General features: G+C 72.0%; 23 protein-coding genes and 1 tRNA gene. 11 read left to right on the forward strand and 13 right to left on the reverse strand.

Annotated elements, in window-relative coordinates:
• The first annotated feature begins 492 nt into the window (after nucleotides 1-492).
• From ABFY07_RS08965 to ABFY07_RS08990, 6 genes are all read left to right on the forward strand, one after another.
• Nucleotides 493-1,704 carry a helix-turn-helix domain-containing protein gene (locus ABFY07_RS08965; RefSeq protein ID WP_346173935.1) on the forward strand — a complete coding sequence of 404 codons (1,212 nt, stop codon included), beginning with the start codon at nucleotides 493-495 and terminating at the stop codon, nucleotides 1,702-1,704.
• A 113-nt stretch (nucleotides 1,705-1,817) separates the two neighbouring features.
• Nucleotides 1,818-2,375, forward strand: a complete 558-nt coding sequence (locus ABFY07_RS08970) for a hypothetical protein (RefSeq protein ID WP_346173936.1) — start codon at nucleotides 1,818-1,820, stop codon at nucleotides 2,373-2,375.
• Nucleotides 2,372-2,917 carry a hypothetical protein gene (locus ABFY07_RS08975; RefSeq protein WP_346173937.1) on the forward strand — a complete coding sequence of 182 codons (546 nt, stop codon included), beginning with the start codon at nucleotides 2,372-2,374 and terminating at the stop codon, nucleotides 2,915-2,917. The genes ABFY07_RS08970 and ABFY07_RS08975 overlap by 4 nt, the downstream gene beginning before the upstream one ends.
• Nucleotides 2,918-3,852: 935 nt before the next feature.
• A complete protein-coding gene (gene tgmA / locus ABFY07_RS08980) occupies nucleotides 3,853-4,104 on the forward strand; it encodes a putative ATP-grasp-modified RiPP (RefSeq protein WP_346173938.1) in 252 nt (83 codons plus the stop codon).
• 26 nt (nucleotides 4,105-4,130) lie between these two features.
• A complete protein-coding gene (gene tgmB, locus ABFY07_RS08985; RefSeq protein ID WP_346173939.1) occupies nucleotides 4,131-5,093 on the forward strand; it encodes an ATP-grasp ribosomal peptide maturase in 963 nt (320 codons plus the stop codon).
• Nucleotides 5,090-6,217, forward strand: coding sequence for a methyltransferase domain-containing protein (locus tag ABFY07_RS08990; RefSeq protein ID WP_346173940.1), 1,128 nt, complete (start codon nucleotides 5,090-5,092; stop codon nucleotides 6,215-6,217). The genes tgmB and ABFY07_RS08990 overlap by 4 nt, the downstream gene beginning before the upstream one ends.
• A 119-nt stretch (nucleotides 6,218-6,336) precedes the next feature.
• Here ABFY07_RS08990 and ABFY07_RS08995 read toward each other — a convergent pair whose 3' ends face one another.
• Complete coding sequence (locus ABFY07_RS08995; RefSeq protein ID WP_346173941.1) at nucleotides 6,337-6,576, reverse strand: helix-turn-helix domain-containing protein; 240 nt, start codon at nucleotides 6,574-6,576, stop codon at nucleotides 6,337-6,339.
• Nucleotides 6,577-7,085: 509 nt separating this feature from the next.
• Nucleotides 7,086-7,157 (reverse strand) — tRNA-Val (locus ABFY07_RS09000).
• Between the two features lie 345 nt (nucleotides 7,158-7,502).
• Here ABFY07_RS09000 and ABFY07_RS09005 point away from each other — a divergent pair.
• From ABFY07_RS09005 to ABFY07_RS09015, 3 genes are all read left to right on the forward strand, one after another.
• Entirely contained in the window at nucleotides 7,503-8,759 is a 1,257-nt protein-coding gene (locus ABFY07_RS09005; RefSeq protein ID WP_346174036.1) for an efflux RND transporter periplasmic adaptor subunit, read from the forward strand.
• Between the two features lie 107 nt (nucleotides 8,760-8,866).
• On the forward strand, nucleotides 8,867-9,088 hold the full coding sequence (locus ABFY07_RS09010) for an FmdB family zinc ribbon protein (RefSeq protein WP_346173942.1): 222 nt from the start codon (nucleotides 8,867-8,869) through the stop codon (nucleotides 9,086-9,088).
• A gap of 134 nt (nucleotides 9,089-9,222) precedes the next feature.
• Nucleotides 9,223-10,092 (forward strand): DUF4383 domain-containing protein, encoded by an 870-nt coding sequence (locus ABFY07_RS09015; RefSeq protein ID WP_346173943.1) that lies wholly within the window; start codon nucleotides 9,223-9,225, stop codon nucleotides 10,090-10,092.
• Here the strand turns inward: ABFY07_RS09015 and ABFY07_RS09020 are convergent.
• From ABFY07_RS09020 to ABFY07_RS09030, 3 genes are read right to left on the reverse strand one after another with little or no spacing between them, the layout of a single operon-like run.
• On the reverse strand, nucleotides 10,052-10,663 hold the full coding sequence (locus tag ABFY07_RS09020) for an O-methyltransferase (protein WP_346174037.1): 612 nt from the start codon (nucleotides 10,661-10,663) through the stop codon (nucleotides 10,052-10,054). The two genes, ABFY07_RS09015 and ABFY07_RS09020, sit on opposite strands and share 41 nt — an antisense overlap.
• A 60-nt stretch (nucleotides 10,664-10,723) precedes the next feature.
• Nucleotides 10,724-11,377, reverse strand: a complete 654-nt coding sequence (locus tag ABFY07_RS09025) for a response regulator (RefSeq protein ID WP_346173944.1) — start codon at nucleotides 11,375-11,377, stop codon at nucleotides 10,724-10,726.
• Complete coding sequence (locus tag ABFY07_RS09030; RefSeq protein WP_346173945.1) at nucleotides 11,368-12,669, reverse strand: sensor histidine kinase; 1,302 nt, start codon at nucleotides 12,667-12,669, stop codon at nucleotides 11,368-11,370. The genes ABFY07_RS09025 and ABFY07_RS09030 overlap by 10 nt, the downstream gene beginning before the upstream one ends.
• 133 nt (nucleotides 12,670-12,802) lie before the next feature.
• Between ABFY07_RS09030 and ABFY07_RS09035 the strand changes: the two genes are divergently transcribed.
• Nucleotides 12,803-13,426 carry a DedA family protein gene (locus ABFY07_RS09035; RefSeq protein ID WP_346173946.1) on the forward strand — a complete coding sequence of 208 codons (624 nt, stop codon included), beginning with the start codon at nucleotides 12,803-12,805 and terminating at the stop codon, nucleotides 13,424-13,426.
• A gap of 18 nt (nucleotides 13,427-13,444) precedes the next feature.
• Here the strand turns inward: ABFY07_RS09035 and ABFY07_RS09040 are convergent, their stop codons facing one another.
• The 3 genes from ABFY07_RS09040 to ABFY07_RS09050 form a co-directional block, all read right to left on the reverse strand.
• Nucleotides 13,445-14,275, reverse strand: coding sequence for an HAD family hydrolase (locus tag ABFY07_RS09040; RefSeq protein WP_428836893.1), 831 nt, complete (start codon nucleotides 14,273-14,275; stop codon nucleotides 13,445-13,447).
• 116 nt (nucleotides 14,276-14,391) lie between these two features.
• Nucleotides 14,392-16,938 (reverse strand): phosphoribosyltransferase, encoded by a 2,547-nt coding sequence (locus ABFY07_RS09045; protein ID WP_346174039.1) that lies wholly within the window; start codon nucleotides 16,936-16,938, stop codon nucleotides 14,392-14,394.
• 61 nt (nucleotides 16,939-16,999) lie between these two features.
• On the reverse strand, nucleotides 17,000-18,190 hold the full coding sequence (locus tag ABFY07_RS09050; RefSeq protein WP_346173947.1) for an HpcH/HpaI aldolase/citrate lyase family protein: 1,191 nt from the start codon (nucleotides 18,188-18,190) through the stop codon (nucleotides 17,000-17,002).
• A 232-nt stretch (nucleotides 18,191-18,422) separates the two neighbouring features.
• Between ABFY07_RS09050 and ABFY07_RS09055 the strand changes: the two genes are divergently transcribed.
• A complete protein-coding gene (locus tag ABFY07_RS09055; protein WP_346173948.1) occupies nucleotides 18,423-19,526 on the forward strand; it encodes a TerD family protein in 1,104 nt (367 codons plus the stop codon).
• Between the two features lie 87 nt (nucleotides 19,527-19,613).
• Here the strand turns inward: ABFY07_RS09055 and ABFY07_RS09060 are convergent, their stop codons facing one another.
• From ABFY07_RS09060 to ABFY07_RS09080, 5 genes are all read right to left on the reverse strand, one after another.
• Nucleotides 19,614-20,342, reverse strand: coding sequence for a TerD family protein (locus ABFY07_RS09060; RefSeq protein ID WP_346173949.1), 729 nt, complete (start codon nucleotides 20,340-20,342; stop codon nucleotides 19,614-19,616).
• Between the two features lie 106 nt (nucleotides 20,343-20,448).
• On the reverse strand, nucleotides 20,449-21,609 hold the full coding sequence (locus ABFY07_RS09065; RefSeq protein WP_346173950.1) for a DUF475 domain-containing protein: 1,161 nt from the start codon (nucleotides 21,607-21,609) through the stop codon (nucleotides 20,449-20,451).
• Between the two features lie 52 nt (nucleotides 21,610-21,661).
• Nucleotides 21,662-22,237, reverse strand: a complete 576-nt coding sequence (locus ABFY07_RS09070) for a TerD family protein (protein WP_346173951.1) — start codon at nucleotides 22,235-22,237, stop codon at nucleotides 21,662-21,664.
• Between the two features lie 229 nt (nucleotides 22,238-22,466).
• Nucleotides 22,467-23,042 carry a TerD family protein gene (locus ABFY07_RS09075; protein WP_065958889.1) on the reverse strand — a complete coding sequence of 192 codons (576 nt, stop codon included), beginning with the start codon at nucleotides 23,040-23,042 and terminating at the stop codon, nucleotides 22,467-22,469.
• A 145-nt stretch (nucleotides 23,043-23,187) separates the two neighbouring features.
• Complete coding sequence (locus ABFY07_RS09080) at nucleotides 23,188-23,646, reverse strand: peroxiredoxin (protein ID WP_346173952.1); 459 nt, start codon at nucleotides 23,644-23,646, stop codon at nucleotides 23,188-23,190.
• Nucleotides 23,647-23,754 lie beyond the last annotated feature (108 nt).

Below are 23,754 nucleotides of genomic sequence, written 5' to 3' on the forward strand. Positions count from 1 at the left end.
CCACGCGCTCGGCCCCTCTGCCCCCGCCTCGGCTGCGAGACGGGTCGAGGGTCCGAATCAGGCTCTCGCACACCGGGGGCGACCGTCCCGCCCGGCGAGCCCGGCCGGGACGGGGCGGACGGCGCGCCGGGCGTCCCAGGAGAAAAGGGGGACCCTGGAGAGCGCGGCGCCACCGGTCCGCCTGGCCCGTTCTGCCCGGACGGCTACTCCCTGCAGACGCCGAGCTGGGACCCGGATGCCCTGGTGTGCCGCCGCGACGGCGCGCCTCGACCCGACGAGCCGACGCCGAGCCCGACGACGCCGGCCGCGCTCGCACCGGACCGCCGACGCCTCTGATACAAGACACCCCCTCGTCTGGCCTCCGGGCCGGGCGAGGGGGCTTTCGTCGTGTCAAGAGAACGCGACGGCCCCCACCGGAATGGGGGCCGATCGGCCGTACCCACGGAGCCGACCGCAGGTACCGTTCTGAGTGTCAGCAGAACGGAGTTCAGCATGCCATACGGCACGGACGAACACACCGGCGGAATCGGACAGCGCATCGCCGAACTGCGCGCTATCCGGGGCTACTCACTACGTCAACTGGGGCGACGCTCGCACGTCTCGGCCTCAATGCTCTCGATGATCGAGAAGGGCGACCGGAACGCAAGCGAGGAGATAGTGGCCTCTGTCGCTCGCGCTCTCGATGTCGGCGTCTCGAACCTGCGAGGCCAGCCCTACCGCGAACAGATGCAGCAGGACCGCATCGACCGAATGATCGAGCCTCTCGGTGGCGCTCTCGAGAGCTGGGACCTCTCTCCAGACCCAGCTGCACCCCCACCCCGCCCCCTCGAAGAGCTACGCGCCGCTGTGGCGAGCACCGTCGAGCTCCGCGCTGCGGCCAACCTGGGGGGGCTCGCTGAGGCCCTGCCTCCGCTGATTGCCGAGATCCTCCACGCGATCCACCTCCACGACCGGCCCGGCCGAGTCCGTGAGGAACTGCACGGGCTCCAGGCCGAGGCCGCCCGTGGCGTGTGGCGTGTGGCGTACCGGGTCGGCGAGATGCACCTCGCTCGACTGGCCTTGACCCGGATGGCCCAGGCCGCAGCTGAGTCCGGCGATCCGCGACAGGTCGCGGTCGAGCGGTGGATGCGCGCCCAGACGTCAGTCGAAGGAGGCAAGCCAGGCCTGGACGTGGGCTTGCGGCTGGTAGACCAGGCCCTGCGAGATCTCGAAGACGACGGCGCCCCGGAGACCCGGGCGGTACGCGGCGCGCTGCACCTGAAGGGCTCCATCCTCGCGTCCCGCCGGGGGGACAAGGACGGTTCCGATGCGTGGCTGGAGGAGGCGCGCGGGATGGCCCAGGAGACGGGCGAGACGCGCGCCTACGAGCTGACGTTCGGGCCCACGAACGTCGAGTTGCACGCCGTTGCCGCTGCGGCGGACCGGGACAAGCACGGGCTGGCGCTCAAGCGCGCGGCCAAGGTGCACATCCCCGAGGGCTACCCGCCGGGCCGGGCCGGGCACTTCTACATCGACCTCGCCCGAGCACAGGTGTGGACGGCGCGCCATGATGAGGCGTTCGCGTCCCTGCTCAAGGCGCGGGAGGTGGCGCCCCAGATGACGCGGCACCACCCCCAGGTGCATGAGACGGCAGCGGCGTTGCGACGAGCGCGGGCCCGAATCCCGGACGAACTGCGAGAGTTCTCTCTGTGGTGCGGCGTGTAGCGCCACGATTACACAAAGTCAAGGGCCCTGGTGTTCACAATCTGTGGACACCGGGGCCTTCCTGCGTCGGCACGATGTGACGGTCAGCACACCGTCCGTACATGGAGCCGACCATGACGACCAAAGACCCGAAGTGGGCACCGCCAAGCGGATACGACGTCAAGGTCGCGCGAACAGGGAAACAGCAGGACGCCGTCGGGACATCTGAGACGGTCGGCAGCGCGATCCCCGCCATGGACTGGATCCTCGACACCGGCGCCAGCCTCAGCGACACCCTCATCGCGTGGGACCGCGGCGACCTGGCCCCGCTACCCGTCGGAACGGCGTGGGACGTCGTCCGCCTGCAACAGCCAGCCGGGTGGGCAGCCATCCGCATGCTGCGGAAGATGGAGTCCCCGCTCGGACCGGTGCTGTACGCGCACCTCGCCGTCGAGGTCCCCGTCCCCGTCCACGCAGCCGACGACTGGGACCTGCCCGGCGCCACGGTGCTGGGCGCCGGCGAGACCCTCCTGGTTCCGCACGCGAGGATCGTCGCCCCCCGCACCCAGCACGGTCGAACGTGGATCGTCGCACCGCATCAACAGCCTCTCCTGACCGACGCCAACGACCTGTACGGCGCGTACTTCGCGGCCCTGGCCAAGGCCGGAGAGAAGCGGGGGGTGCTCCGATGACGAGCGCCATCGAGGCCAGCGCGCCGCCGGCACCGACCCCCGGTCTGATCGCCTCCCTCAAACCGCGGCTGTGGCTCGACCACACCATCGGCGGCGAGGTGTTCGCCGCCCTGCTCCTGACCTACCCCGCACCGCAGGTCGAGGACGTGGACCCGGCCAACATCGAGCGGACCATGCATGGCGTCGCCGCATCCCTCGGCCTCGCGCCGCGCGATCAAGGGCTCGTGGACGTCGGCGAGCGACTCACCGTCCACCCCGGCGGGGCCATCCTGCTGCACTTCGACGGTGCAGAGTACGCGCTGCGCCTCCCCGCCCACCAGCGGTGGGCCCAGACGATAGCCGGGTTCGGGAAGGTCTTGTTGGCCGTCGGCCTGGACGAGCTCTCCTCGGTGGCCTCCCCGGCCGAGGTCGACGAGTACATAGAGGCTGGCGGGGAGACCGGGCGGCTGCTGGTGGGGCTCGCCAGGGTGGCGGACTCGCCGCGCACCGCCCGGCGTGCGATCGCCGCCCGCCGCGCCGGCCAGCAGGGCAGGACCCGATGACCACGTGGATGACCACGCACTGCCGCCTGGCGAACCATGACCCTCGGTACGCCGAGGTGCACGAGTGGTGCCGCATACCCGCGGTCATCCCCACCGCCCGCTGCGGGTGTCCCTGCCACAACAACGCCGTCGTGAACGGCTTGCCCCGCCCCCAGCGGCCCCCTGGCGGGCGCCGGTGGGTCAGCCTCGGCGACGTGATCGGCGGCCCCTCGGACGCCGTGCCAGCCTCCGCTGTGCTCGACCCCGACGACCACCGGCCCCGCGCTGGGACAAGGAGGCGCTGGCCGAGACGGCCGACTGGGAGTTCCACGAGGCCGGATTCGAGCCGCAGTCCCCGTTCCCGGGGACCGTGAAGGCCCCGTGGCCGAGCCGGTGCTTGGGATGCGGCGCAGCACGCCAGCCGAGCCTTGCGGCGGTCCGGCGCGGCGCCCGGTGCGTGTGCCAGCGCCACTCGGCCCCTCGGCAGCGCCGCGCACCAGCTGGCGGCCGCTCATGAGCTGGCTGCCACGCGTGAGCTGGCGCGGCTCGCCCGCCGAGCGGGCACAGCAGGCCTGGCGCATCATCCGCGAGGCCGGGTACGAGCCGCTGGAGCCCTGGCCGGGTAAGGCGACCGTCCCGTGGCGGTGCCGGTGCATCACGTGCAAGAGGGTGCGGCATCCGACCGTCAGCGGCGTGCTCCAGGACCGGTGCCAGCACGTGCGGCCCGAGCAGCCGCCGCCCCGTAGCCGGGCGGCCCCGTAGACCGGTGGGCCGTCGGCGTCCGGTCCCCCCGTGCCGGGCTGCAGTCGCGTCCCGGCGGCCCACCTTCATAGACACCCTGCGAGTCGGTACAGCCAGGCACGGCCGCCGACCGCAGGGCAAGGACTCCGGCCCCGGCTTGGGGGCCGCGGGCCGGAGTCCCATCACAGAAGATCCGCACACGAATGGAGAACACCGTGACACTGACCATGGAACGTGCGCAGACCCGCTCGGCCGTGAGGCCGTTCGGGCTGTCCAAGGCCGTCCCCATCGCCGACGAGAAGCTCATCCTGCCGGCCCTGCGGCTCTGCCCGGAGCGGCAGATCAGCGTGACCGAGGGCGGGACGCCGTTCATCAGCGAGCCGTCGATGAAATCGGCCTTCGAGTCGACGAGCCAGACCAGGGAGGACAGCCAGCTGGCGGACGACAAGGAGAACGACACGGACTGACGTCGGCTGACAGAAGGATCTGAATCATGACCGTCCTGGTGCTGACCCGGCCCACTGACGCGACCGCTGACCTGGTCATAGCGGAGCTCAACGAGCGATCCGTGCCCGTGTGTCGCCTCGATCCCGGGGACTTCCCGGAGGCGCTGATGGTGGCGGCCCGGATCGACTCCGACCGCACATCGTGGTCGAGCGTCTTACGTGGTCAGCACCGGGACGTGTCTCTCGCCGACGTCCAGTCGGTCTACTACCGGCGCCCTGGAACCCCCCGGCTCCACCCGGAGATGCCCGAGGAGGACGCACGGTGGGCCCAGGCCGAGGCGCAGGCCGGGTTCGGCGGGCTGCTGTACTCGCTGCCCTGCCTGTGGGTGAACCACCCCCACCGCAACCGGTGGGCCTCGTACCCGCCGGTCGCCCTGGCCGCCGCTGTCCGGAGCGGGCTCTCCGTCCCCCGCACGCTGATCACCAACGACCCGGGCGAGGCACGCGAGTTCATCTCGGCGCTGCCGGGCCAGGTCGCCGCGTACAAGGCGCTCGGCACCACCCACCCCAGCGACCGCAACGACCGGCCGCAGGCCCTGTGGACGACGCAGGTCCGGTCCGACGAGATCGACGCCTCGGTCGCGCGCACTGCCCACCAGTTCCAGGAGTGGGTGGACAAGGCGTACGAAGTGCGGCTCACCGCTGTTGCCGAGCAGCTCTTCGCCGCCGAGATCCACGCGGGCTCGTCAGCGTCGCGCATCGACTTCCGGGCCGACTACGACAGCCTCACGTACAAGCCCTGCCAGGTGCCCGAGCCCACCGCCGCCGGGGTCCGCACGCTCATGGCCACATTCGGCCTGCGCTACGTCGCACTGGACTTTCTCGTTAACCCCGAGGGGCGCTGGTACCTGATCGACGTGAATCCCAACGGGCAATGGGGATTCATCCCCGACCTGCGCGCACCCATCACCCACGCACTCGCCGACCTACTGGAGAGGCCCACCTCATGACCGTCACCGACGCACCGTCCGCTGACGAGCTGCGCCACCACATGGCCGACCATCTGGTGAGGAACGGCAGTATCCGGTCCGAGCCGTGGCGCGCCGCCTTCCTGAGCGTGCCCCGCCACGAGTTCGTCCCCGACTTCACCGTCCGGTCCCAGGGCAGCCTGCACAGGTACAGCCAGGGCGACCCCGCATGGCTGGCCGCGGCCTACCAGGACATTTCCCTGCTGACCCAGTTCGACCAGGACGGCACCGCCACCAGCTCGTCCACGCAGCCCTCCCTCATGGCCCAGATGCTCGAGGCCCTGGACGTCCACGACGGGGACACCGTGCTGGAGGTCGGCGCGGGCACCGGCTACAACGCGGCTCTCCTCTCCCACCGCCTCGGCGCCGACCGCGTCGTGACCGTCGACGTCGACCCCGACCTCGTGGCGACCGCGCAGACCCGGCTGCGGGAGGCCGGGTACGAGCCCACTCTCATCGCCGGCGACGGCATGGCCGGGCATCCGGAACGGGCCCCGTACGACCGGCTGCTCGCTACCTGCGGAGTGCCCCGGATCCCGACGCCCTGGCTGGAACAGCTCCGCCCCGGCGGCGTCATCGTGGCCAACATCGGCTGCGCCATCGTCCGCCTGGAGGTCGCGGCCGACCACTCCGCCGCCGGCCGCTTCCTGCCCGGCCTGGCCACCTTCATGACCGCCCGGCCGACCCCCGACACCGTGGGCGCCACCGCGCAGCGGCTCGTGCAGCCGCTGCTGACCTGGACAGGCCAGACCCGGGGGATCACCGTCCCGGCGCTGGGCACCCCAGGGCCGCAGTTCCTCGCCTCGATGCTGCACCCAGGAGTCAGCGATTTCGCCCTGGCCGACGATGACGGCCGGCAGATCCGGTGCCTGTTCGACCCGGTTACCGAGTCGTGGGCGCGGATCACCATGACCGGGGTGACGAGCGCTCGGCTCGACCACGGGGGGCCGCGTGATCTGTGGGCCGAGCGGGAGCCGCTGCTCAGGCACTGGCGCGATGCGGGGCGGCCGGGGCACGAGCGGTACGGCTTGACCGTCACTCCGGACGGCGGGCATTCGCTGTGGCTGGACGAGCCGGATGGGGTGAGCTGGCAACTGCCGGAATAGGCGTCCTGGTTCTGCTGGGAGCTGGCCGTCTTGCCTGTCAAGCATTGCCGGTAACGCGTACCCGCCGGTAGTCGCTGATCAAGCCGAAACTAGTTGGGCAGTGCACGAATTAGCAAGGCTCAAGGATCATCATGGAACAGGCGGTACGACGGCACGTCCAGCGCCCGGGCCAACTTGGCGATCTGGTCAATCGATGTTGGGTGTCGGCCGTTCTCGATCCGGCTGATGGTCTTGTTGTCGATCCCGGCCCGCGTGCCCAACTCCATCTGCGTGAGCCCCTTCTCGGTGCGCAGGGCCCGGAGTCGCTGCCCAACGGCCCAGCGGTGTTGCTGGATCCAGAGCGGAAGATCGTCGGGCACCTTCCTACGCTCGGGCGATCGCTCGGAGAAGTCCTTACCGCAGGTGGTAAATCACAGACCGAGTCCCGCGCCTCAATCCTTGGAGGCGCACGGGGCTCGCAGAAGCGGCGCAGTGGCGGCGTACAGGAATCCGCCGCTTCGCGCCGTTAGACGCCCAAGCTTCGGCCAAGGCGTCCCGCCCCGGGGGTTGTGTGCCCCCGGGGCGGTTAGGTTTAGACGTAGGCGCCCCCGCCGGTTAATGCGGCGGGGGCGCTCTCCCATGGTGTGGGCCTCCCCGCCCAGGGACCACGGGTCTGCTGAGGCAGGAATCGACTGCGCGGAACGGGGAGCGGCGCAGTCCCTCAGGTCTCAACGTACGAGACGCTTACCCAGGTCGCATAGGGTTACACACCGTTGCACTGCATGATCATTTGGGGATGTGGCATCTATGTGGCATCCGAGCACGAACGGCCCCCCAACCCAGAGAGGTTGAGGGGCCGAATCAGGCTTTCACCTGCGGTCATTCACTGTGGGCGCAGACGGGTTCGAACCGCCGACATCTGCCTTGTAAGGGCAGCGCTCTACCGCTGAGCTATGCGCCCGGGATGAGGTGCCAGCCTACATTGTCCGCGCCCCGGCATCGCAATCCCGTGGGCGGGCGGAAAAGGGGGCCGCCCGGCCGCGAACCGAACGTCACGCCTGTTCGTCAGTGACGGGTGGGAGAATGACAGCCGGGCCTGGGGCGATCCATGTGGGAGAGGGAAGTGACGGCGACATCCGCGCGGTCTGCGCGTCCAGTACGTCGTCGGCGGGCGGTGCGCGGGCCGCGGGCGGTGGGGCGTCCGGGTGGGCTGGGGCGCCGGGTCGGCGAGGGGGTTGTGGGGGCCGTCGTGGGGCGGGCCGTGGTGGTGCTGGCGCCGTTGTCGCTGCTGGTGGCGGTGGTGCCGATGACGTTCGCCGGGGGCGGGGCGCGGCGGTGGTTCGGGGGGCGGGGGGAAGGACAGCGGGCGCAGGCGCAGGCGGCGAAGGACGAGGCCGCGGCGGCGTTCTACGAGCTGGACACGGCGCAGCGCGATCTGCGGATCTCGATCGAGACGATCACGGCGGTGGACGACTCCCCCGCCGCCCGGCGGGCGGTGGCCGGCTTCGAGGCGCTGGGGCAGCGGATCGACCAGGTCAGCCGGGACTACATCACCGCCGTGGACGCCCATGACCTGGACCGGGACGGCCTGGACGCACAGGCCGCCTCGCGCGCCCGCGCGGACCTGGTCGGGGCGAAGGACGAGCTGCGGCGCGCCAAGGCGGATCTCGACCGTTTCGCGCAGGGTCTCGGCCCGCTGCTCGAGCAGGCCGAGACCCAGCTGGCGCGGCTGGCGCCCGCCGTGGAGCGGGCCCGGCAGGCGCTGCGGGCGGCGAGCGACGCGCTGGACGCCGTACGGGGGTCCGGGCTGCGGGCCGACGACCTGGCGGCGCGGCTGGCCGCGCTGGCGCCCGAGCTGACCAAGCTCAACGAGGGGGCGGGCCGGCACGGTGTGCAGCAGACCATCCGCCGCGCGGACGAGGTGCTGCGCCGGGCGGAGGCGGTGCGCGGCGAGGCGGAGCGGCTGCCGGAGCGGGCCGCGGAGATCGACCGGCGGCTGGTGTCGCTGCGGACCCGCGCCCAGGCGATCACCACGCGGACGGAGGGCGTCGAGCCCGTGCTGAGCGAGCTGCGGCGGCGCTACAGCGCGGCCTGCTGGCAGGATCTGCAGTCCGTCCCCGAGCAGGCCGCGCAGGATGTCGCTCGGGCCGAGGCGAAGCTCAAGGAGGCGCAGCAGGCGCGGGACGAGCAGCGCTGGGCCGATGCCACGGCCCTGCTCGCCACCGTACGGGCGCTGCTGAACACCACGGACGAGGCGGTCTCGGCCGCCGGCGAGCGGCTGCGGCGGCTGGACGAGGTGTCGTACGACCGGGGCAAGGAGATCGAGCGCACGCGCTTCGCGATCCGCGACGCGCAGCGGCTGGCGATGGCCGGCCGCGACACCCCCGACCCGCGTCACGCCCGGCCGCTGGACGGAGCGGTGGAGCGGCTGGATCGGGCGGTGGCGGGCCTGGAGGGGCGGCATCCGGACTGGTGGCACTTCCTGTCCGAGACGGAGGCCGTGCGGCAGACGGTCGCCCATGTGGTGCAGGAGATCCGTGAGGAGCGCGGGGGCGGGCGCTGAGCGGTCCCCCGCGGGGGGCGGGGTCCCGCGGGGGCGGGGTCCCGCGGGGGCGGGGTCCCGCACCGGACCCGTGTTGTCCCGCGCCGTCCCTGGCTATGCTGCGGACCATGCCTCGCTATGAATACCGATGCCGCGCCTGCGGGACCACCTTCGAGCTGAACCGGCCCATGGCCGAGTCCTCCTCGCCCGCTTCCTGCCCGGACGGGCACGACGACACGGTGAAGCTGCTCTCGACGGTCGCCATCACGGGAGGCTCCTCCGCCCCGGCGCGGGCGCAGGCCTCCGGCGGTGGTGGCGGCGGGTGCTGCGGGGGCGGCTGCTGCGGTTGAGCGGGCCGGGCCGGGGGCGGATCCTGGGAGGTACGTACGCAGGTACGGCCTCGACCGCGCAGCGCGCAGCACCGTGAGGCCGGGGTCTCCGCGCGCGGCAGGGGTAAAGCCCATCAGCCCGAAGGAGGCCGGACATGGCTACTGGTCGCCCCTCCCCCATCGGTCCGAATCCAGCGGGGATCGGACGCCAGTTCCCGGAGCGGATCGGCGTCCGTACCAAGCTCGACGAGCATCTGCCGACCGACCACGCCCTGAGCCAGGTCTACCGCGTCGGCGCGGGGCTCACCGGCCTGGTCCTGGTCGCCTTCGGCAGCCTGGGCCTGGCCCACCAGATCGGTTTCTTCGACACCGGCGGTCACACCGTCGCCGGGCTGAACACCGACGGCGCGCTGAGCGTCCTGTCCATCGTCATCGGCGCGCTGCTGTTCGCCGGCATGGTCATCGGGGGCAACTTCGCCTCGACCCTCAACATCGTCCTCGGCGTCGCGTTCCTGCTGAGCGGTTTCGTCAATCTCTGCCTGCTGGAAACGCCCTACAATTTCCTGGCCTTCCGCCTCCAGAACGTGCTGTTCAGCTTTGTGGTCGGCCTGATGCTGATGTGGTTCGGCATGTACGGGCGGGTCAGCGGCGGCTTGCCGCACGACAATCCGTACTGGCGGGCCCGCCACCCCGAGCTCGCCCGGCGCGAGGCGCAGGCCCGGGAGGTCCGGGCCGGGACGCCCGGTAAGTGGGGGAAGCTCGATCAGCCCCCCGGAGGCTTCCCCGGCTCCTCCCGCGACGTCTCCCCCGGTACCTCCGCCGGTACCTCCGCCGAGCGCCGGGCCGAAGGGCAGCGGCGGCAAGGCGGAGGCGGGGAACGGGAAGCGGAAGGCGGGGAGCGGGGAGGAGGGGGCGGAGGCGGCAGGGAAGGCCGGCACCCGCACGCGCGGCGCCTCGCCCGGCGGCTGCTCCGCCGCCGCAGGCTCAGCGGCGGCGCGCCAGAGTCAGCCCGTCAGCGACCGTGAGCATGACCGCCTCCATGCGGTCGTCGGCGGACACGTGCTCGTTGAATGCCTTGATCGCCGCGCCCGAGCCCGTGGCCCCGGGGTCGACGACGGAGCCGTGGAAGAACACGTTGTCCGCGACGATCAGCCCGCCCGGGCTCATGCGCGGCACCAGTTCCTCCCAGTACGCGATGTAGTTGCCCTTGTCCGCGTCCAGGTAGGCCAGGTCGATGTGCGGCTCGGCCGGCATCGCGCGCAGCGTGTCGAGCGCGGGCGCGATCCGCAGGTCGATACGGTCCGCGACCCCGGCCTTCGCCCAGGCCTCGCGCCCGTACGCCGTCCACTCCTCCGATACGTCGCAGGCGATCAGCTTGCCGTCGGCGGGCAGCGCCTGCGCCATGGACAGGGCGGAGAAGCCGGTGAAGGTGCCGACCTCCACGATGTGCCGGGCGCCGGTCAGCCGTACCAGGAAGGCCAGCAGCGGGCCCTGCTCCTCGGCCGACTGCATGCCCGCGACCTCGGGGAGCCGGGCGTGGGTGACCTCGACGAGCTCGCGCTGGACCGGGTCGAGCGGCGGGTTGTGCCCCAGCATGTAGGCGTACAGCTCGTCCGTGATCGGCGTGCTCTTGCTCTCGGCCAACTCAGGTCCCCTTCAGCTTCCCAGATAGCGCAGGACGGCCAACACCCGGCGACTGTAACCCGAACTCGCGGGGAGTTCGAGCTTGTCGAAGATCGCATTGATGTGTTTTTCGACGGCGCTGCGCGAGACATGCAGCCGCTCCGCGATGGCCGTGTTGGCGTGGCCCTGCGCCATCGCGTCGAGGACGTCGCGCTCGCGCGGGGTGAGCCGGCCGAGGGGGTCGGTGTGGGTGCTGCGGGCCAGCAGCCTGCGGACGACCTCGGGGTCGAAGGCGGCGCGGCCCGCCGCCACCCGCTCCAGGGCGTCCAGGAACTCGTCGACCTCCACCACCCGGTCCTTGAGCAGATAGCCGACCCCCGCGCCGCCGTCCTCCGAGGTCAGCAGCTCGGTCGCGTACCGCTTCTCCACGTACTGCGACAACACCAGCACACCGATCCCGGGGTGCACCCGGCGGATCTCCAGCGCGGCCCGCAGCCCCTCGTCCGTGTGTGTCGGCGGCATCCGTACGTCCACCACCACCGCGTCCACGTCGGGGTGCAGCGCCACCGCCTCCACCAGCGCCGCGCCGTCGCCCACCGCCGCCACCACCTCGTGGCCCTCCTCGGCGAGCAGCCGCACCAGTCCCTCGCGCAGCAGCGTCGAGTCATCGGCCAGGATCACGCGCATGGCAGCTCCGCGCTGATGGTCGTGGGGCCGCCGGGCGGGCTGGCCACCCGCAGCCGGCCGTCCAGCGCCGCGACCCGCCGGGCCAGCCCCAGCAGCCCGCCGCCCGCCGGGTCCGCGCCGCCCTTGCCGTCGTCGGTGACCCGCACCAGCAGCAGCCCGCCCCGCGCCGTCACCTCCCCCGCCACGCCCCTCTCCGCCCTTCTCGTCCCCGCCACGCCCACCTCCGCCACGCCCCTCTCCGCCCTTCTCGCCGCCGCCACGCCCACCTCCGCCACGCCCTTCTCCGCATCGCTCCGGGTGAGCGCCACCGTGAGGTGCTCCGCACCCGCGTGCTTGATCGCGTTCGTCACCGCCTCGGCGACCACGAAGTACGCCACCGTGCGGACCGCCTCCTCCGGCTCGGCCGTCAGCCCGTACTCCAGCCGCACCGGGATCGGCGAGCGCTCCGCGACCGCCTCCAGCGCCGCCCGCAGCCCGGCCTCGTCCAGCGCGGTGGGGTAGACCCGCCACGCCACCTCCCGCAGATCGGTCAGCGCGGCCCGGCTCTCCTCGTGGGCCTGGACCAGCAGGGCGCGCGCCTTGTCGGGGTCCTGGCTGCGGCGCGCCCGGCCGAGCAGCATGCCGAGGGCGACGAGCCGCTGCTGCACCCCGTCGTGCAGATCCCGCTCGATACGGCGCCGCTCGTCGTGCACCGCGTCCACGACCCCGGCGCGGCTGGTGGACAGCTCGTCGATCCGGCGCCGCAGGGCCTCCTGGGGGCTGGGGCCGAGGAAGTGGCGGGCCAGCTGCCCCTCCAGCAGCGCGACGCCGACAACGCCCTGGAGGGCGAGGAAGAGCAGGAAGAGCCCGCCGATCGCCGAGGCGATGATCGTCATCCACTCGCCGCCGCTGATGAGGAACCAGCCCCACAGCAGCAGGCTGCCGTACGCGGCGCCGACCGCCACGGAAGCCAGCACCAGCCCGCCCAGCAGCCCCAGTGACCAGCGCACCGCCATGTACTGGCGGGCGCCGCCGTCGTCGTAGTCGGCCGCGATGTCCTGGCCCAGGAAGCGGGACAGCCGGCCGCGCTCGGCCTCCGCCAGCCGCCGGGCCCCGGCCGTCACCGCGCGCTCCACGCGCCGCCGGGCGGCGGGGCGCCCGCCCGGCCAGGCCCGTACGCCCAGCAGGGCCGCCCCCGCCACGGCGGCGCCCGGCAACTCCACGACGGCGGTGCAGGCGCCGATCAGCAGCCCGCCGGCCAGACGCCACCCGCGCCGCCATCCGCGCCGCAGCAAACTCCCCCATGTGCCCATGGACGGCCACGCTAGCGGGGCGCGTGGTCCCGCACACTGAGGTTTTCCGCAGGTTGTGGGTGCGGTGTACGGCCGAAGGGCCGGGTGGGCGCCCTCATGGCCGCCGGGCGGCGGGGTTTCTAGCGTCATCGGCATGAGCGATCGGATCACCGACTGGGCCACCGGCCTGATGGACACCCTGGGCGCGCCCGGCGCGGGCGCCGCCATCGCCTTGGAGAACCTCTTCCCACCCCTGCCCAGCGAGGTGATCCTGCCGCTGGCGGGATTCGCCGCCGCGCGGGGCGAGATGAACCTGTACGCCGCGCTGCTGTGGACCACGGCGGGCTCGGTGATCGGGGCGCTCGCCCTGTACTGGGCGGGCGGGCTGCTCGGCCGGGACCGTACGGTCGCGATCGCCGCGCGGCTGCCGCTGGTGAAGGTGGCGGACATCGAGCGGACCGAGCGGTGGTTCGCCCGGCACGGCACGAAGGCCGTGTTCTTCGGGCGCATGGTGCCGATCTTCCGCAGCCTGATCTCGGTGCCGGCCGGGATCGAGCGGATGCGGGTGCCCGTGTTCCTGGCGCTGACCACGCTCGGGAGCCTGATCTGGAACACGGTGTTCGTGCTGGCGGGGTACGCGTTGGGGGACAACTGGCATGAGGTGACGGACTACGTGTCGGTGTACTCGAAGGTGGTGGCGGGCGCGGCGGCGCTCGGGGTGGCGGTGTTCGTGGGCGCCCGGGTCCTCCGACCGGGGCAGGGGAAGCGGCGGGGGTGACGGGGCCGGGGGTGCTCGTCAGGTCGTGGCGGTGCGGGCCGTCGCGGTGCGGGCTTCCACCGCCCGGGCCGCGAACGCCCGCAGGATCTCCTCCCCCGCCGCCACCCCCCGCTCCGGCAGCGCGGTCACATGCGGCGCCGTCCAGCCCTCGTCGGCGAGCTCGCCGTGGCCCGGGCGCCAGGCGCGGTCGGCGGCCAGCAGGAGGTCGGCGTCCAGGAGGGAGTCCCCGGCACCCAGCACCTCCCCCGCCCCGGTGCGGCGGGCGACCTCGGCGACCGCGGCGCTCTTGGTGAGCGGCTTCGGCACGGCGTAGATCTTGCGACCCTGCAGCGAGACCGTCCAGCCGCGCTCCTCGGCCCATTCGCCCAGCTCCTTGACGTAGTTCCCGGGCAGCAGGGCCCGCTCCACGACGAGGTAGGCGAACAGGTCCTCGGCCACCCGCTCCTTGAGCAGCCACGCCGGGTCCGCGGTGCGGAGGAGGTGGGCGCGGACGTCCTCCAGGGGCGCGCACGCGGCGTCGAGACGATCGCGTACGGACGCCTGCCAGTCCGGGTCGGACTCGCCGTCCACCAGCAGATGCCCGCCGTTCGCGCAGATCGCGAAGCGGGGGGCGGGGCCGGGCAGGCGGATGCGGCCGTACTGCTCGCGGGTGCGGGTGGTGGTCGGCACGAAGACGGAGGTACGGGCCAGCCCGGTGAGCAGCTCGGCCGCCGTCTCCGTCATGTACGACAGCGGCTGGTGGCCGTACACCTCGACGCACAGCAGGCGCGGCGCCTCGGCGTCCGGCATACGCAGGGCGAGCGCGGCGGCGGAGTAGATCAGCGTGCGGTCGAGGTCGCTCGCGATCAGCACGGGTGGCTCGTGCCCCGGCACGCGGCTCGTACCCGGGCTCGGCTCGTGGCCCGGCCGGCCGGTGGCGTGGCTCGGCGTGTGGCTCGGCGTGTGGCTCGGCGTGTGGCTCGCCATCACGCGGTCACCGCCTTGCCGTCCGCGCCCGTCGCGCCGCGCGTGTAGCGGGGGTGGATCAGGCCGACGCACGAGTACGGCAGGCCGTCCACCTCCTCCACCGGCACCCCGCGCTGCTCGGCCAGCAGCCGCACATGGGCCAGGTCCGCCCCGGCGCCGCGCGCCGCGAGGATCTTCCACGGGACGCGGCGCAGCAGGACCCGCGTCGTCTCGCCCACGCCCGGCTTGACGAGGTTCACGTCGTGGATGCCGTACTCCTCGCTGATCCGCTCCACGGCCGCCCAGCCCTCCCAGGTCGGGGCGCGGTCGGCGGCCGCCAGCTCCTTCGCGTCGGCCGCGACCTGGTCGGCGACCTCGTCGAAGCGGGCCGTGACGGTGTCCAGGAAGAGCCCGGAGACATCGGCGCCGGCCAGCTCGCGGTAGAACTTCGCGCCGTGGAAGTCGTCCGGCCCGACCAGGTCGGCCCGCAGCACGGTGCGCGATATCAGCCCGGACACGGTGGAGTTGAGACAGGCGGAGGGGATGAGGAAGTCGTCGCGCGTGCCGTACGTGTCCACGCAGCGTCCGGGGTCGGCGAGCACGGCGATCCGCGGGTCGAAACCGGGGTACGGGCGTACGGCCGCCGCCAGCTCGCGGGTGATGGCGCCCTTGCCGGTCCAGCCGTCGACGAACACCACGTCGGCGGGGTCGTGCCGGTCCGCCAGCCAGCGCAGCGCGGTGGTGTCGATGCCGCGGCCACGCACGATGGAGATGGCGTAGTGCGGCAGGTCGAGCCCGTGCGCATGACGCGCCCAGCGACGCATCAGCACGCCGACGGGGGTGCCGGCCCGGGCCAGCGAGACCAGGACGGGGCGCGGCGAACGCTCGGCGAGCACGGTCTCGGTGACCGCGCCGACCGCGCGGGCGATGCGCGCCGCCGAGGTGGTGAGCGCGGCCCGGAACAGCTCCTGGTACTCCTCGGTGGGCTGGTACTCGACGGGCAGCGACTCCGCGTAGTGCGCGCCGCCGCTCTGGATCGCCTCCTCGCGCTCCTCGGTGGGCGCCTCGAGGGTGACCTCGGAGAGGTCCTGCAGCAGCCAGCCCACGTCCTCGGGGGCGTACGAGGAGAACGCGGGGCCGCGCAGCGGTTCCGGCAGCGGCGGTCGTGACATGGGGGGTGCCTGTCGGTCGGGGGTTCGGGCCGGGGTTCGGTCGGGGATTCGGGCGGAGGTGTTCGGCGTGTAGGACGGCACGACGGCCAGCAGGAGCCGGTCGGTGTGCGCGGCGAGGTGGGCCAACAGCCCGCCGGGCGCGTGCAGTTCGGGGGTGTCGGCCACCGAGTCCACGACGGCGACGATCGCGTCGAAGCGGCGCGCGGGGTCGCCGCCGGGGGCGACGTTGTACGCGTAGCGCTCCCCCGGGCCGTCGGCGGGCGCGTCGTGCGCGGGGAAGGCGAGGCGGGTACGGATTGCGTAGCCGGGGTGGTCGACGGCCAGCACGGGTGAGCGGGTGGTGGTCGAGTACCGCACCTCGGCACCGGCCGGCCCGGTGGCCGGCCCGGTGTCCAGCGCGGTGTCCAGCGCCTCGGCGATCCGCAGCGGCGCGTACATCAGCTCCTCGAAGCCGAGGACGAGGACGCGCCGGGGAGGCGCGGCGTCCGGCGCGGCGGCACGCAGCGCTCCGGCGATACGGGCGGCCATCCCCGGAAGCGCGGCCTCCAGCCGCTCCCGGTGAGCGGGCGTGAACCCGTGCCGCCCGCCATCGGGCAGCCCGCCCGGCCAGCCGAGCTCGACCCGGACCGCCCCGGTGCGGCTGGGGCACCCCGCGAGCACCGGGGCGGCCTCGGGCCCCGCCCCGGGGTGCGCGGTGGCGGCCTCGTGTTCCTCGACGAGGCGTCGGCCGCGTTCCAGAACCCCCTCGGGGAGCCGGACCGCGCCCGTCGCCGCGGCGATCAGGTCCACGCGCGCGCCGAGGTCGGCCGCGAACGCCTCCAGGTGGGCGCGGTCCTCGGGGGAGCGCATGTCGACCAGGGCGACCACCACGTAACGCTCGCGCGGGAAGCGCCGGTGGAGCGCGGCGATCGTGTTGAGCACCGTGCGGCCGGTCGAGAACTCGTCGTCGACGAGGACCAGGGGGCCGTCCGTGGCCAGCAGGTCAGGGTCCTCGGGGAGCAGGAGGTGGGACGTGGCGTGGCTGTGCTCCTCCTCGAAGCCGCCCACCGGCGCGACCCCCGCCACCGGGCGGCGGGTGGAGTGGAGGTAGGGGGCCAGGCCCAGGCCGTCGGCGACGCTGTGGCCCAGGCCCGTCGCCGTCTCCGCGTAGCCGAGGACGACCGCGCGCGCCGCGGCCCGGTCGCCCAGCAGCTCACGCACCCGGCGCCCGAGCCGCACGCCGGCGCCGTGGACGGCGCTCGGACGCTGCGGTACGTGCTTGCCGAGCACGTTGGAGACCAGCAGATGCGCGCGCTTGGGGTTGCGCCGCAGCGCGAGCCCCAGCAGCTCGCGCAGCTCGTCGCCGCCCTCGAGCCCGACTCCCAGCCGGTCCGCGACCCACTGCCCCGACCACATCACGCCGTACGCCCCATCTGCCCCGTCGACCCTGTCAGCCCCATCAAACCTCTCAGCCCCGTCATCCCGTCCGCAGCCCCGCCGCCAGCAGCTCCACGAAGCTGATGTGCTCCCGGGCCACCCCGAACACCTCGGCCCGCCGCAGGGTCCGCTCGGCCCACGCGCGGTGCGGCTTCACCTCGTTCATCTTGTTGGTGTAGGCCGAGCGCAGCACCCCGCCCCCGCCGCGCTCCGGTTCGAGGATGTCCACGGCGTCGCTGTATTCCTCGTGGCTGACCACCGACAGGGCGTGCACGGGGGCGACGTGGGTGGGGTGGATGCAGGTCTTGCCCTGGAGGCCGTTGGCGCGGTCGAGTTCGATCTCGCGCAGCAGCCCGTCCATGTCGTGTTCGATGAGCGCGGTGCGCAGCGAGGACGCGGCGCGGCCGGTGAAGGGGCTGAGGCGCAGCTGGGGCTTGAACATCCGCTCGTGGGGCTTGAAGTACTCCCACACCGGCCCGGTGACCGTGAAGCCCGTGCCGTCCGCGCGGCCCAGCATGTTGACCACGTCCGCGATGACGGAGGCCACGAGCTGTACGTCGTAGGCCGTCATGTCGGGGGCGCGGCGCAGCCCGTACGCCGAGCACAGGTCGGTGACGCCGAGACGGAGGGCCAGGATCCGCTCGCGGTACTTGTCGACGGTGCTCCCGATGCCGACCAGGGTCTCGGTGCGGGTCTCCCGGTGCATCAGCTCCGGCGATTCGAGGACCGGCATGGCATACAGTCGCCGCCCGCCCAGCGCGGCGGTGGCCTCCTCGGTTTCGGCCGATATCAGCGCCTCGAGGAAGGGGACACCCCGCTCCTCGGTGAACTTCGGCAGTACGAATCCGGACAGCAGCCGAACGGCCGTTCCCAGCCGCTGGACGAGGTCGACGATCTGCTCGGGGGTCCGGACCCGGATGAACAGCAGGGGCAGCGGGGTGTGCGGGCCGCGCGCCGCGAGGTCGCCGAGCTGGCGTACGAGGTTCTCCTCGCCTTGCGGGACCTCGTTGTCGTCGATGGAGTCCTCGAGGCAGATCACCATGGAGGTAACGCCCTGAGCTGCCTGCTTGGCGATGTCATCGGCGAGGCGGGGCCGGGTGGCCGGGCTGTAGAGGGTGGCGCCGAGCGCGACGGCGAGCGTGTGGGCCGGGGAGTCGGCGGTGAATTCGACCGGCTCCCGGTAGAAGAGATCTTTCCGCACCTCGGCCGACAGGTGTCCAAAATGCCGCATAGCTCTCCCTGCACTGCCGATGCCCGCGCTGGCCGATCCGGCCCGGTGGTGGCCGATAATCGTACGTGCGGCGACCGGTCAAAAGTTCCCCAAGAGCGTGAAAATCACGTAACTCATGTGCGTCCGGCGCGTGTCCGGGATACTGGCCCATCTTCTCCTCCTGACACTTTCCCGGCCCCGGAGCGGCCCCCTGCGTTGTCCCGGCCAGGGCCGGGAGGGCAGGATTGCGGCCATGACCCACGCGATGCTGAAGGGATCGAACATCCCGCTGGAGACCACCGCCGTACGGGCCGTGCTCCGCTGGACCCCCGGCACGGACGTACCCGACGTGGACGCCTCGGCGCTGCTGCTGGGCGCGGACGATCGCGTGCGTTCGGACGAGGACTTCGTCTTCTACAACCAGCCGCGCCACCCCTCCGGCCTGGTCCGGCACCTGCCCAAGGCGCGGGTGGGGGAGCGGCTGACGGACACCGTCGAGGCCGATCTGACGGCGCTGGAGCCGGCCGTCCACCGGGTGGTGCTGGCCGCCTCCGCCGACGGCGGCAGCTTCGGCCAGGTGCCGGATCTCAGCCTGCTGCTGTACGACGCGGCGGGCGCGCCGGGCGCGGAGCCGATCGCGGAGTTCGCGGTGGCGCCGGAGACCGGCAAGGAGACCGCGCTCATCTGCGGCGAGCTCTACCGGCGCGGGGACTCCTGGAAGTTCCGCGCGCTCGGCCAGGGCTATGAGTCGGGGCTGGTCGGGCTGGCCACGGAGTACGGCATCTCGGTGGACGACGGCGAGGGCGACGGCGAGGGCGGCGGCGAGGCGTCGGGCACCGGCGAGAGCGCGGCCACCGGCGCGGGCGCGGGCGGCACCGGGAGCACGGACGGGGGTGGGCCCGAGGGCTCGTCCACCACCCCGCCGTCGCCCATGGCGGCGCAGGACTCCCCGCTCGGCTCGGCGGCGCCCCCCGGCCCCTCCTTCGCGCAGGGCTCCTGGGACGACTCCCAGTTGACCCAGCCGATGGTGCCGCCCACACCGCTCCCCACGGCCGGCTACGGCCCGGCCCCGACCGGCGCCGTGCCGCCCCCGCCGACCGCCCCACCGCTGGCCCAACCCCACCCCCAGCACCAGCCCGGCTACGGCTATCCGCAGCAGCCTCCCGCCCAGCCCGCGTACGGCTACCCTCAGCCCCCCGCGCAGCCCCCGGCGGCGCAGCCCGCGTACGGCTACCCGCCCCAGCCGGCGTACGGCTATCCGCAGCAGGTGCAGCGCACGCAGCCCATACCGCCGCCCCCGGCGCCCGACCCCCACTTCACGCTGCCGCCGCAGGGGCCGCAGTTCCAGCACCGGTAGACGGGCCGGGCGCGGCCGGCGGCTGCGCCCTCAGGCTCTCTGCCTCAGGCCCTTCCGCCTCAGGCCTTCTCCCTCAGGCCTTCTCCCTCAGACCTTCTCCTTGTAGCCGCGCCCCCACTGAAGCCCCCACCCGTAGAGCCGGTCCAGCTCCGCCTGGAAGCCGTAGACGTACTTCACCTCGCGGCGGACCAGCATCTCGCCCTTGACGTTCTCGATCATCACCACGGCGCAGGAGCGGGCCTGCGGGGCGCGCTCGTGGAGCTCGATCTCCACCCGTGGTCCGTTGCTCGGGTAGAGCGTCACCATGCCGTGGGTGCGGTCGAAGGCCGGGGTGCCGTCGTAGATGTAGACGAAGACGAGCAGCCGCTTGATGTCGTCCTTGTGGTCCATGTTGATGTGCATCGTCTCGCCGGATCCGGACCCGAACCGGTCGTCGCCGCTGAGCTTGACGTAGGGCGCCTCGTTCAGGTTGCCCAGGAAGTTGCCCAGCGGCTGTACCACGCCCTTGGCACCGCTCTGCAGCTCGTACATGCAGGCCAGGTCCAGGTCGACGTTGACCATCGCGGGACCCTGGGCCTGTACCACCTCCGGCTTGAACATCCGCAGCGGATTGCGCAGCCCGCCGCGCCCGGGCCTGTCGTTGAAGTCCGAGGTCCGCATCCGCCAGGAGAGGTTGATCCGCAGGTTGCCGCTCACCGCCCCCTGTTTGGTCAGCGATATGGTCTGGTGCCGCCTGGTGAGCTGGACCACGCCCGAGGCGTCACCACTGTCGAAATCACGCCATGCGCCCCGTCCCCAGTTGCTCCAGAACGGCATCGTGGCCACCCCCACCAATCAGCTACTCACAACGGCCCGCGGGGCGGGTCGGGAGACCAGGACTCCCGACCCGCCCCGCTCGAAGCGTTCCTCAAACGGACCCGCGTCACACTCCGGACGCGACTTCCGTCTTGCTCTTGGCGTCCTCGCCGCCCTCTGCCGCCAGCCGGCGGTTGCGGACCACGGAGGACAAGTACGAGGCGCCGATGAGGACCACACCGATCAGGCCGGTGATCACCTCGCTGATCTCGTACTTGATCGTGATCAACAGGATGACGGCGAGCGCGCCGATGGCGTAGTGCGCGCCGTGCTCCAGGTAGACGTAGTCGTCCAGGGTGCCCTTGCGGACGAGGAAGACGGTCAGCGACCGGATGTACATGGCGCCGATGCCCAGACCCAGCGCCATCTCGAAGATGTCGTTGGTGATCGCGAAGGCGCCGATGACGCCGTCGAAGGAGAACGACGCGTCGATGACCTCGAGGTAGAGGAACAGGAAGAACGCGGCCTTGCCGGCCAGGCCGACCACCGTGGCGCCCTGGCCGCCCTTCTGGGCCCCGGAGGCCGCCTTGGCGGCCTTCTCGGCCTCCTCGGCTTCCTCCGCCTCTTCCTCGTCCTCCTCGAGCCTGTCCTCGAAGTAACTGGAGATGCCGCCCACGATCAGATAGGTGAGCAGACCGGCCACACCGGCCAGCAGCACCGTCGCGCTCTTGTCACCGCCGCTGTGCGCCACGTCGGTGGCGAAGGTCATGCCGGTCACGAGCAGGGCCAGCAGGGCGACGACGATGGAGAGCGTCTCCAGCTTGCCGAGCTTGGCCAGCGGCTTCTCCAGCCAGCCCAGCCACCTGATGTCGCGGTCCTCGAAGATGAAGTCGAGGAAGATCATCAGTAGGAAGATCCCACCGAAGGCCGCGATCGCCGGGTGCGCGGCGGTGACCAGGTGTTCGTACTGGTCCTTGTCGTTGATCGCCAGCTTGACGGCCTCCAGCGGCCCGATCTTCGCCGTGACGGCCACGATGACCACGGGGAAGACGAGCCGCATGCCGAAGACGGCGATCAGGATGCCGACGGTCAGGAAGATCTTCTGCCAGAAGGCGTTCATCTTGCGGAGAATGCCCGCGTTGACGACCGCGTTGTCGAAAGAGACGGAGATCTCCAGGATCGAGAGGATCCCGACGATGGCGAGCCCCTTCCACCCCCAGAGGACGCCGGCCAAGGCCAGACCGCCCGCCGTGACGGCGAACGACCAACCAAAGGTTTTGAGGAGCACTGGCAACCCAATCCTTCTTCGTGAGGTCTCCCCCGCGCGCTATTACGCGGCTTTACGAAACGTTGACCCCGAAGTCTAGAGCGATGCCGCGCAGACCTGACGCGTACCCCTGCCCCACGGCTCGGAACTTCCACTCCCCGCCGTAGCGGTAAACCTCGCCGAAGATCATCGCGGTCTCGCTCGAGGCGTCCTCGGAGAGGTCGTAGCGGGCCAGTTCATTGCCGTCGGCCTGGTTCACCACGCGGATGAAAGCGTTGCTGACCTGCCCGAACGTCTGGCGCCTGGTGTCCGCGTCATAGATCGACACGGGGAAGACGATCTTGTCGACCTGCGCCGGGACCTTGGTGAGGTCGATCAGGATCGACTCGTCGTCGCCCTCGCCCTCTCCGGTGAGGTTGTCGCCGGTGTGCTCGACCGAGCCCTCGGGGCTCTTGAGGTTGTTGTAGAAGACGAAGTACTCGTCGCCGAGCACCCGCCCCGACTGGCACAGCAGCGCGCTGGCGTCGAGGTCGAACGGTGCTCCGGTGGTCGAGCGCGCGTCCCAGCCCAGGCCGACCATCACCTGGGTGAGATTCGGCGCGGCCTTGGTGAGGGAGACATTGCCTCCCTTGGCGAGGGTAACGCCCATGATCGTGGTTCCTCCCCTGGTGTCGCGAGGTGCGCGTGAAGCGCGAGGTGCGCGTGGAGCGCGGAGCGCGCGGGCGGCGTGTGGGGCGCCCCGAGCGCGCGGAAGCGGCCTGAGCAGCAGCGCGTCCGGCGCCGCGCTCCTGTCGGTGTGCAGGGGCGCGGCGCCGGACGCGCGGGCGGTGCGGTGCGTACGCGGACGTACATGCGCCGGTGGTGCTGCGGGCGGTACGTCAGACGTTGACGCCGAAGTCCTGCGCGATGCCGCGCAGGCCCGAGGCGTACCCCTGGCCGATCGCCCGGAACTTCCACTCGGCCCCGTGCCGGTACAGCTCGCCGAAGACCATGGCGGTCTCCGTCGAGGCGTCCTCGGTCAGGTCGTAGCGGGCGAGCTCATTGCCGTCGGCCTGGTTGACCACGCGGATGAACGCGTTCCGGACCTGGCCGAAGCTCTGCTGGCGGTTCTCGGCGTCGTAGATCGAGACCGGGAACACGATCTTGGCGACATCGGCCGGCACACCGGCCAGGTTCACCTTGATCTGCTCGTCGTCGCCCTCGCCCTCACCGGTGAGGTTGTCACCGGTGTGCTCGACCGAGCCGTCGGGGCTCTTCAGGTTGTTGAAGAAGACGAAGTGCTGGTCGCTGGAGACCTTGCCTTCGGCGTTGGTCAGCAGGGCGCTGGCATCGAGGTCGAAGTCAGTGCCCGTAGTGGTGCGGACGTCCCAGCCCAGACCCACGGTGACGGCGGTCAGGTTCGGGGCTTCCTTGGTCAGCGAGACGTTGCCGCCCTTGCTGAGGCTGACTCCCACGAGTCCTCCCAAAAAGGTTCGTCAGGAGCACTGCGTGCCCCTTCGTTGCTATGCCGGGTGCCGGGGGCGCCGCCCGGGTGAGGCCGGGGGCGCCCGGTGATCCCATCAGGATCAACGCGTCGATCCTAGTGAGCGGTTCCCCTCGTCACAGGGTTTCCAGGGCCTTCACGTAGTCGTTGAGGTCCCGGGCGTCGGGGAGGCCGTTGACGACGGTCCAGCGGACCACGCCCTCCTTGTCGATCACGAAGGTGCCGCGCACCGCGCACCCCTTCTCCTCGTCGAAGACGCCGTAGGCCCGGCTGGCCTCGCCGTGCGGCCAGAAGTCGGACAGCAGCGGGTACTCGAGCCCCTCCTGCTCGGCGAACACGCGCAGCGAGAAGGGCGAGTCGTTGGAGACGGCGAGGAGCTGCACATCGTCGTTGACGAACTTCGGCAGCTCGTCGCGCAGGGCGCACAGCTCGCCGGTGCACACGCCGGTGAAGGCGAACGGGTAGAAGAGGAGGACGACGTTCTTCTCACCCCGGAAGTCGGAGAGCCGGACCGTCTCCCCGTGCTGGTTCCTCAGTTCGAACTCGGGGGCCTTCGCACCGACCTCTATCGCCATGGATGGCATTCCTTCCCTGGAGTTTCCGGATTGGCTGACCGGGGACCACCCTACGCGCAGAGCCCCCCTCCGATCGGTACGGAGGGGGGCTCTCAGCGGGGTGTCGCG

This window comes from Streptomyces sparsogenes subsp. cuspidosporus (assembly GCF_039532705.1).
Taxonomy (GTDB): Bacteria; Actinomycetota; Actinomycetes; order Streptomycetales; family Streptomycetaceae; genus Streptomyces; species Streptomyces sparsogenes.

Excerpts from the sequence above, each read along its gene's own strand:
- ABFY07_RS08975 (WP_346173937.1), top strand. The coding sequence starts at position 2,372 with ATGACGAGCGCCATCGAGGCCAGCGCGCCGCCGGCACCGACCCCCGGT.
- ABFY07_RS08990 (WP_346173940.1), top strand. The coding sequence starts at position 5,090 with ATGACCGTCACCGACGCACCGTCCGCTGACGAGCTGCGCCACCACATG.
- ABFY07_RS09050 (WP_346173947.1), bottom strand. The coding sequence starts at position 18,190 with ATGCGGCATTTTGGACACCTGTCGGCCGAGGTGCGGAAAGATCTCTTC.
- ABFY07_RS09080 (WP_346173952.1), bottom strand. The coding sequence starts at position 23,646 with ATGGCGATAGAGGTCGGTGCGAAGGCCCCCGAGTTCGAACTGAGGAAC.
- ABFY07_RS09010 (WP_346173942.1), top strand. The coding sequence starts at position 8,867 with ATGCCTCGCTATGAATACCGATGCCGCGCCTGCGGGACCACCTTCGAG.
- ABFY07_RS09005 (WP_346174036.1), top strand. The coding sequence starts at position 7,503 with ATGACGTTCGCCGGGGGCGGGGCGCGGCGGTGGTTCGGGGGGCGGGGG.
- ABFY07_RS09030 (WP_346173945.1), bottom strand. The coding sequence starts at position 12,669 with ATGGGCACATGGGGGAGTTTGCTGCGGCGCGGATGGCGGCGCGGGTGG.
- ABFY07_RS09055 (WP_346173948.1), top strand. The coding sequence starts at position 18,423 with ATGACCCACGCGATGCTGAAGGGATCGAACATCCCGCTGGAGACCACC.
- ABFY07_RS09015 (WP_346173943.1), top strand. The coding sequence starts at position 9,223 with ATGGCTACTGGTCGCCCCTCCCCCATCGGTCCGAATCCAGCGGGGATC.
- ABFY07_RS09035 (WP_346173946.1), top strand. The coding sequence starts at position 12,803 with ATGAGCGATCGGATCACCGACTGGGCCACCGGCCTGATGGACACCCTG.
- ABFY07_RS08970 (WP_346173936.1), top strand. The coding sequence starts at position 1,818 with ATGACGACCAAAGACCCGAAGTGGGCACCGCCAAGCGGATACGACGTC.
- tgmB (WP_346173939.1), top strand. The coding sequence starts at position 4,131 with ATGACCGTCCTGGTGCTGACCCGGCCCACTGACGCGACCGCTGACCTG.
- ABFY07_RS09045 (WP_346174039.1), bottom strand. The coding sequence starts at position 16,938 with ATGTGGTCGGGGCAGTGGGTCGCGGACCGGCTGGGAGTCGGGCTCGAG.
- ABFY07_RS09060 (WP_346173949.1), bottom strand. The coding sequence starts at position 20,342 with ATGCCGTTCTGGAGCAACTGGGGACGGGGCGCATGGCGTGATTTCGAC.
- ABFY07_RS08965 (WP_346173935.1), top strand. The coding sequence starts at position 493 with ATGCCATACGGCACGGACGAACACACCGGCGGAATCGGACAGCGCATC.
- ABFY07_RS09025 (WP_346173944.1), bottom strand. The coding sequence starts at position 11,377 with ATGCGCGTGATCCTGGCCGATGACTCGACGCTGCTGCGCGAGGGACTG.
- ABFY07_RS09020 (WP_346174037.1), bottom strand. The coding sequence starts at position 10,663 with ATGCTGGGGCACAACCCGCCGCTCGACCCGGTCCAGCGCGAGCTCGTC.
- ABFY07_RS09070 (WP_346173951.1), bottom strand. The coding sequence starts at position 22,237 with ATGGGCGTTACCCTCGCCAAGGGAGGCAATGTCTCCCTCACCAAGGCC.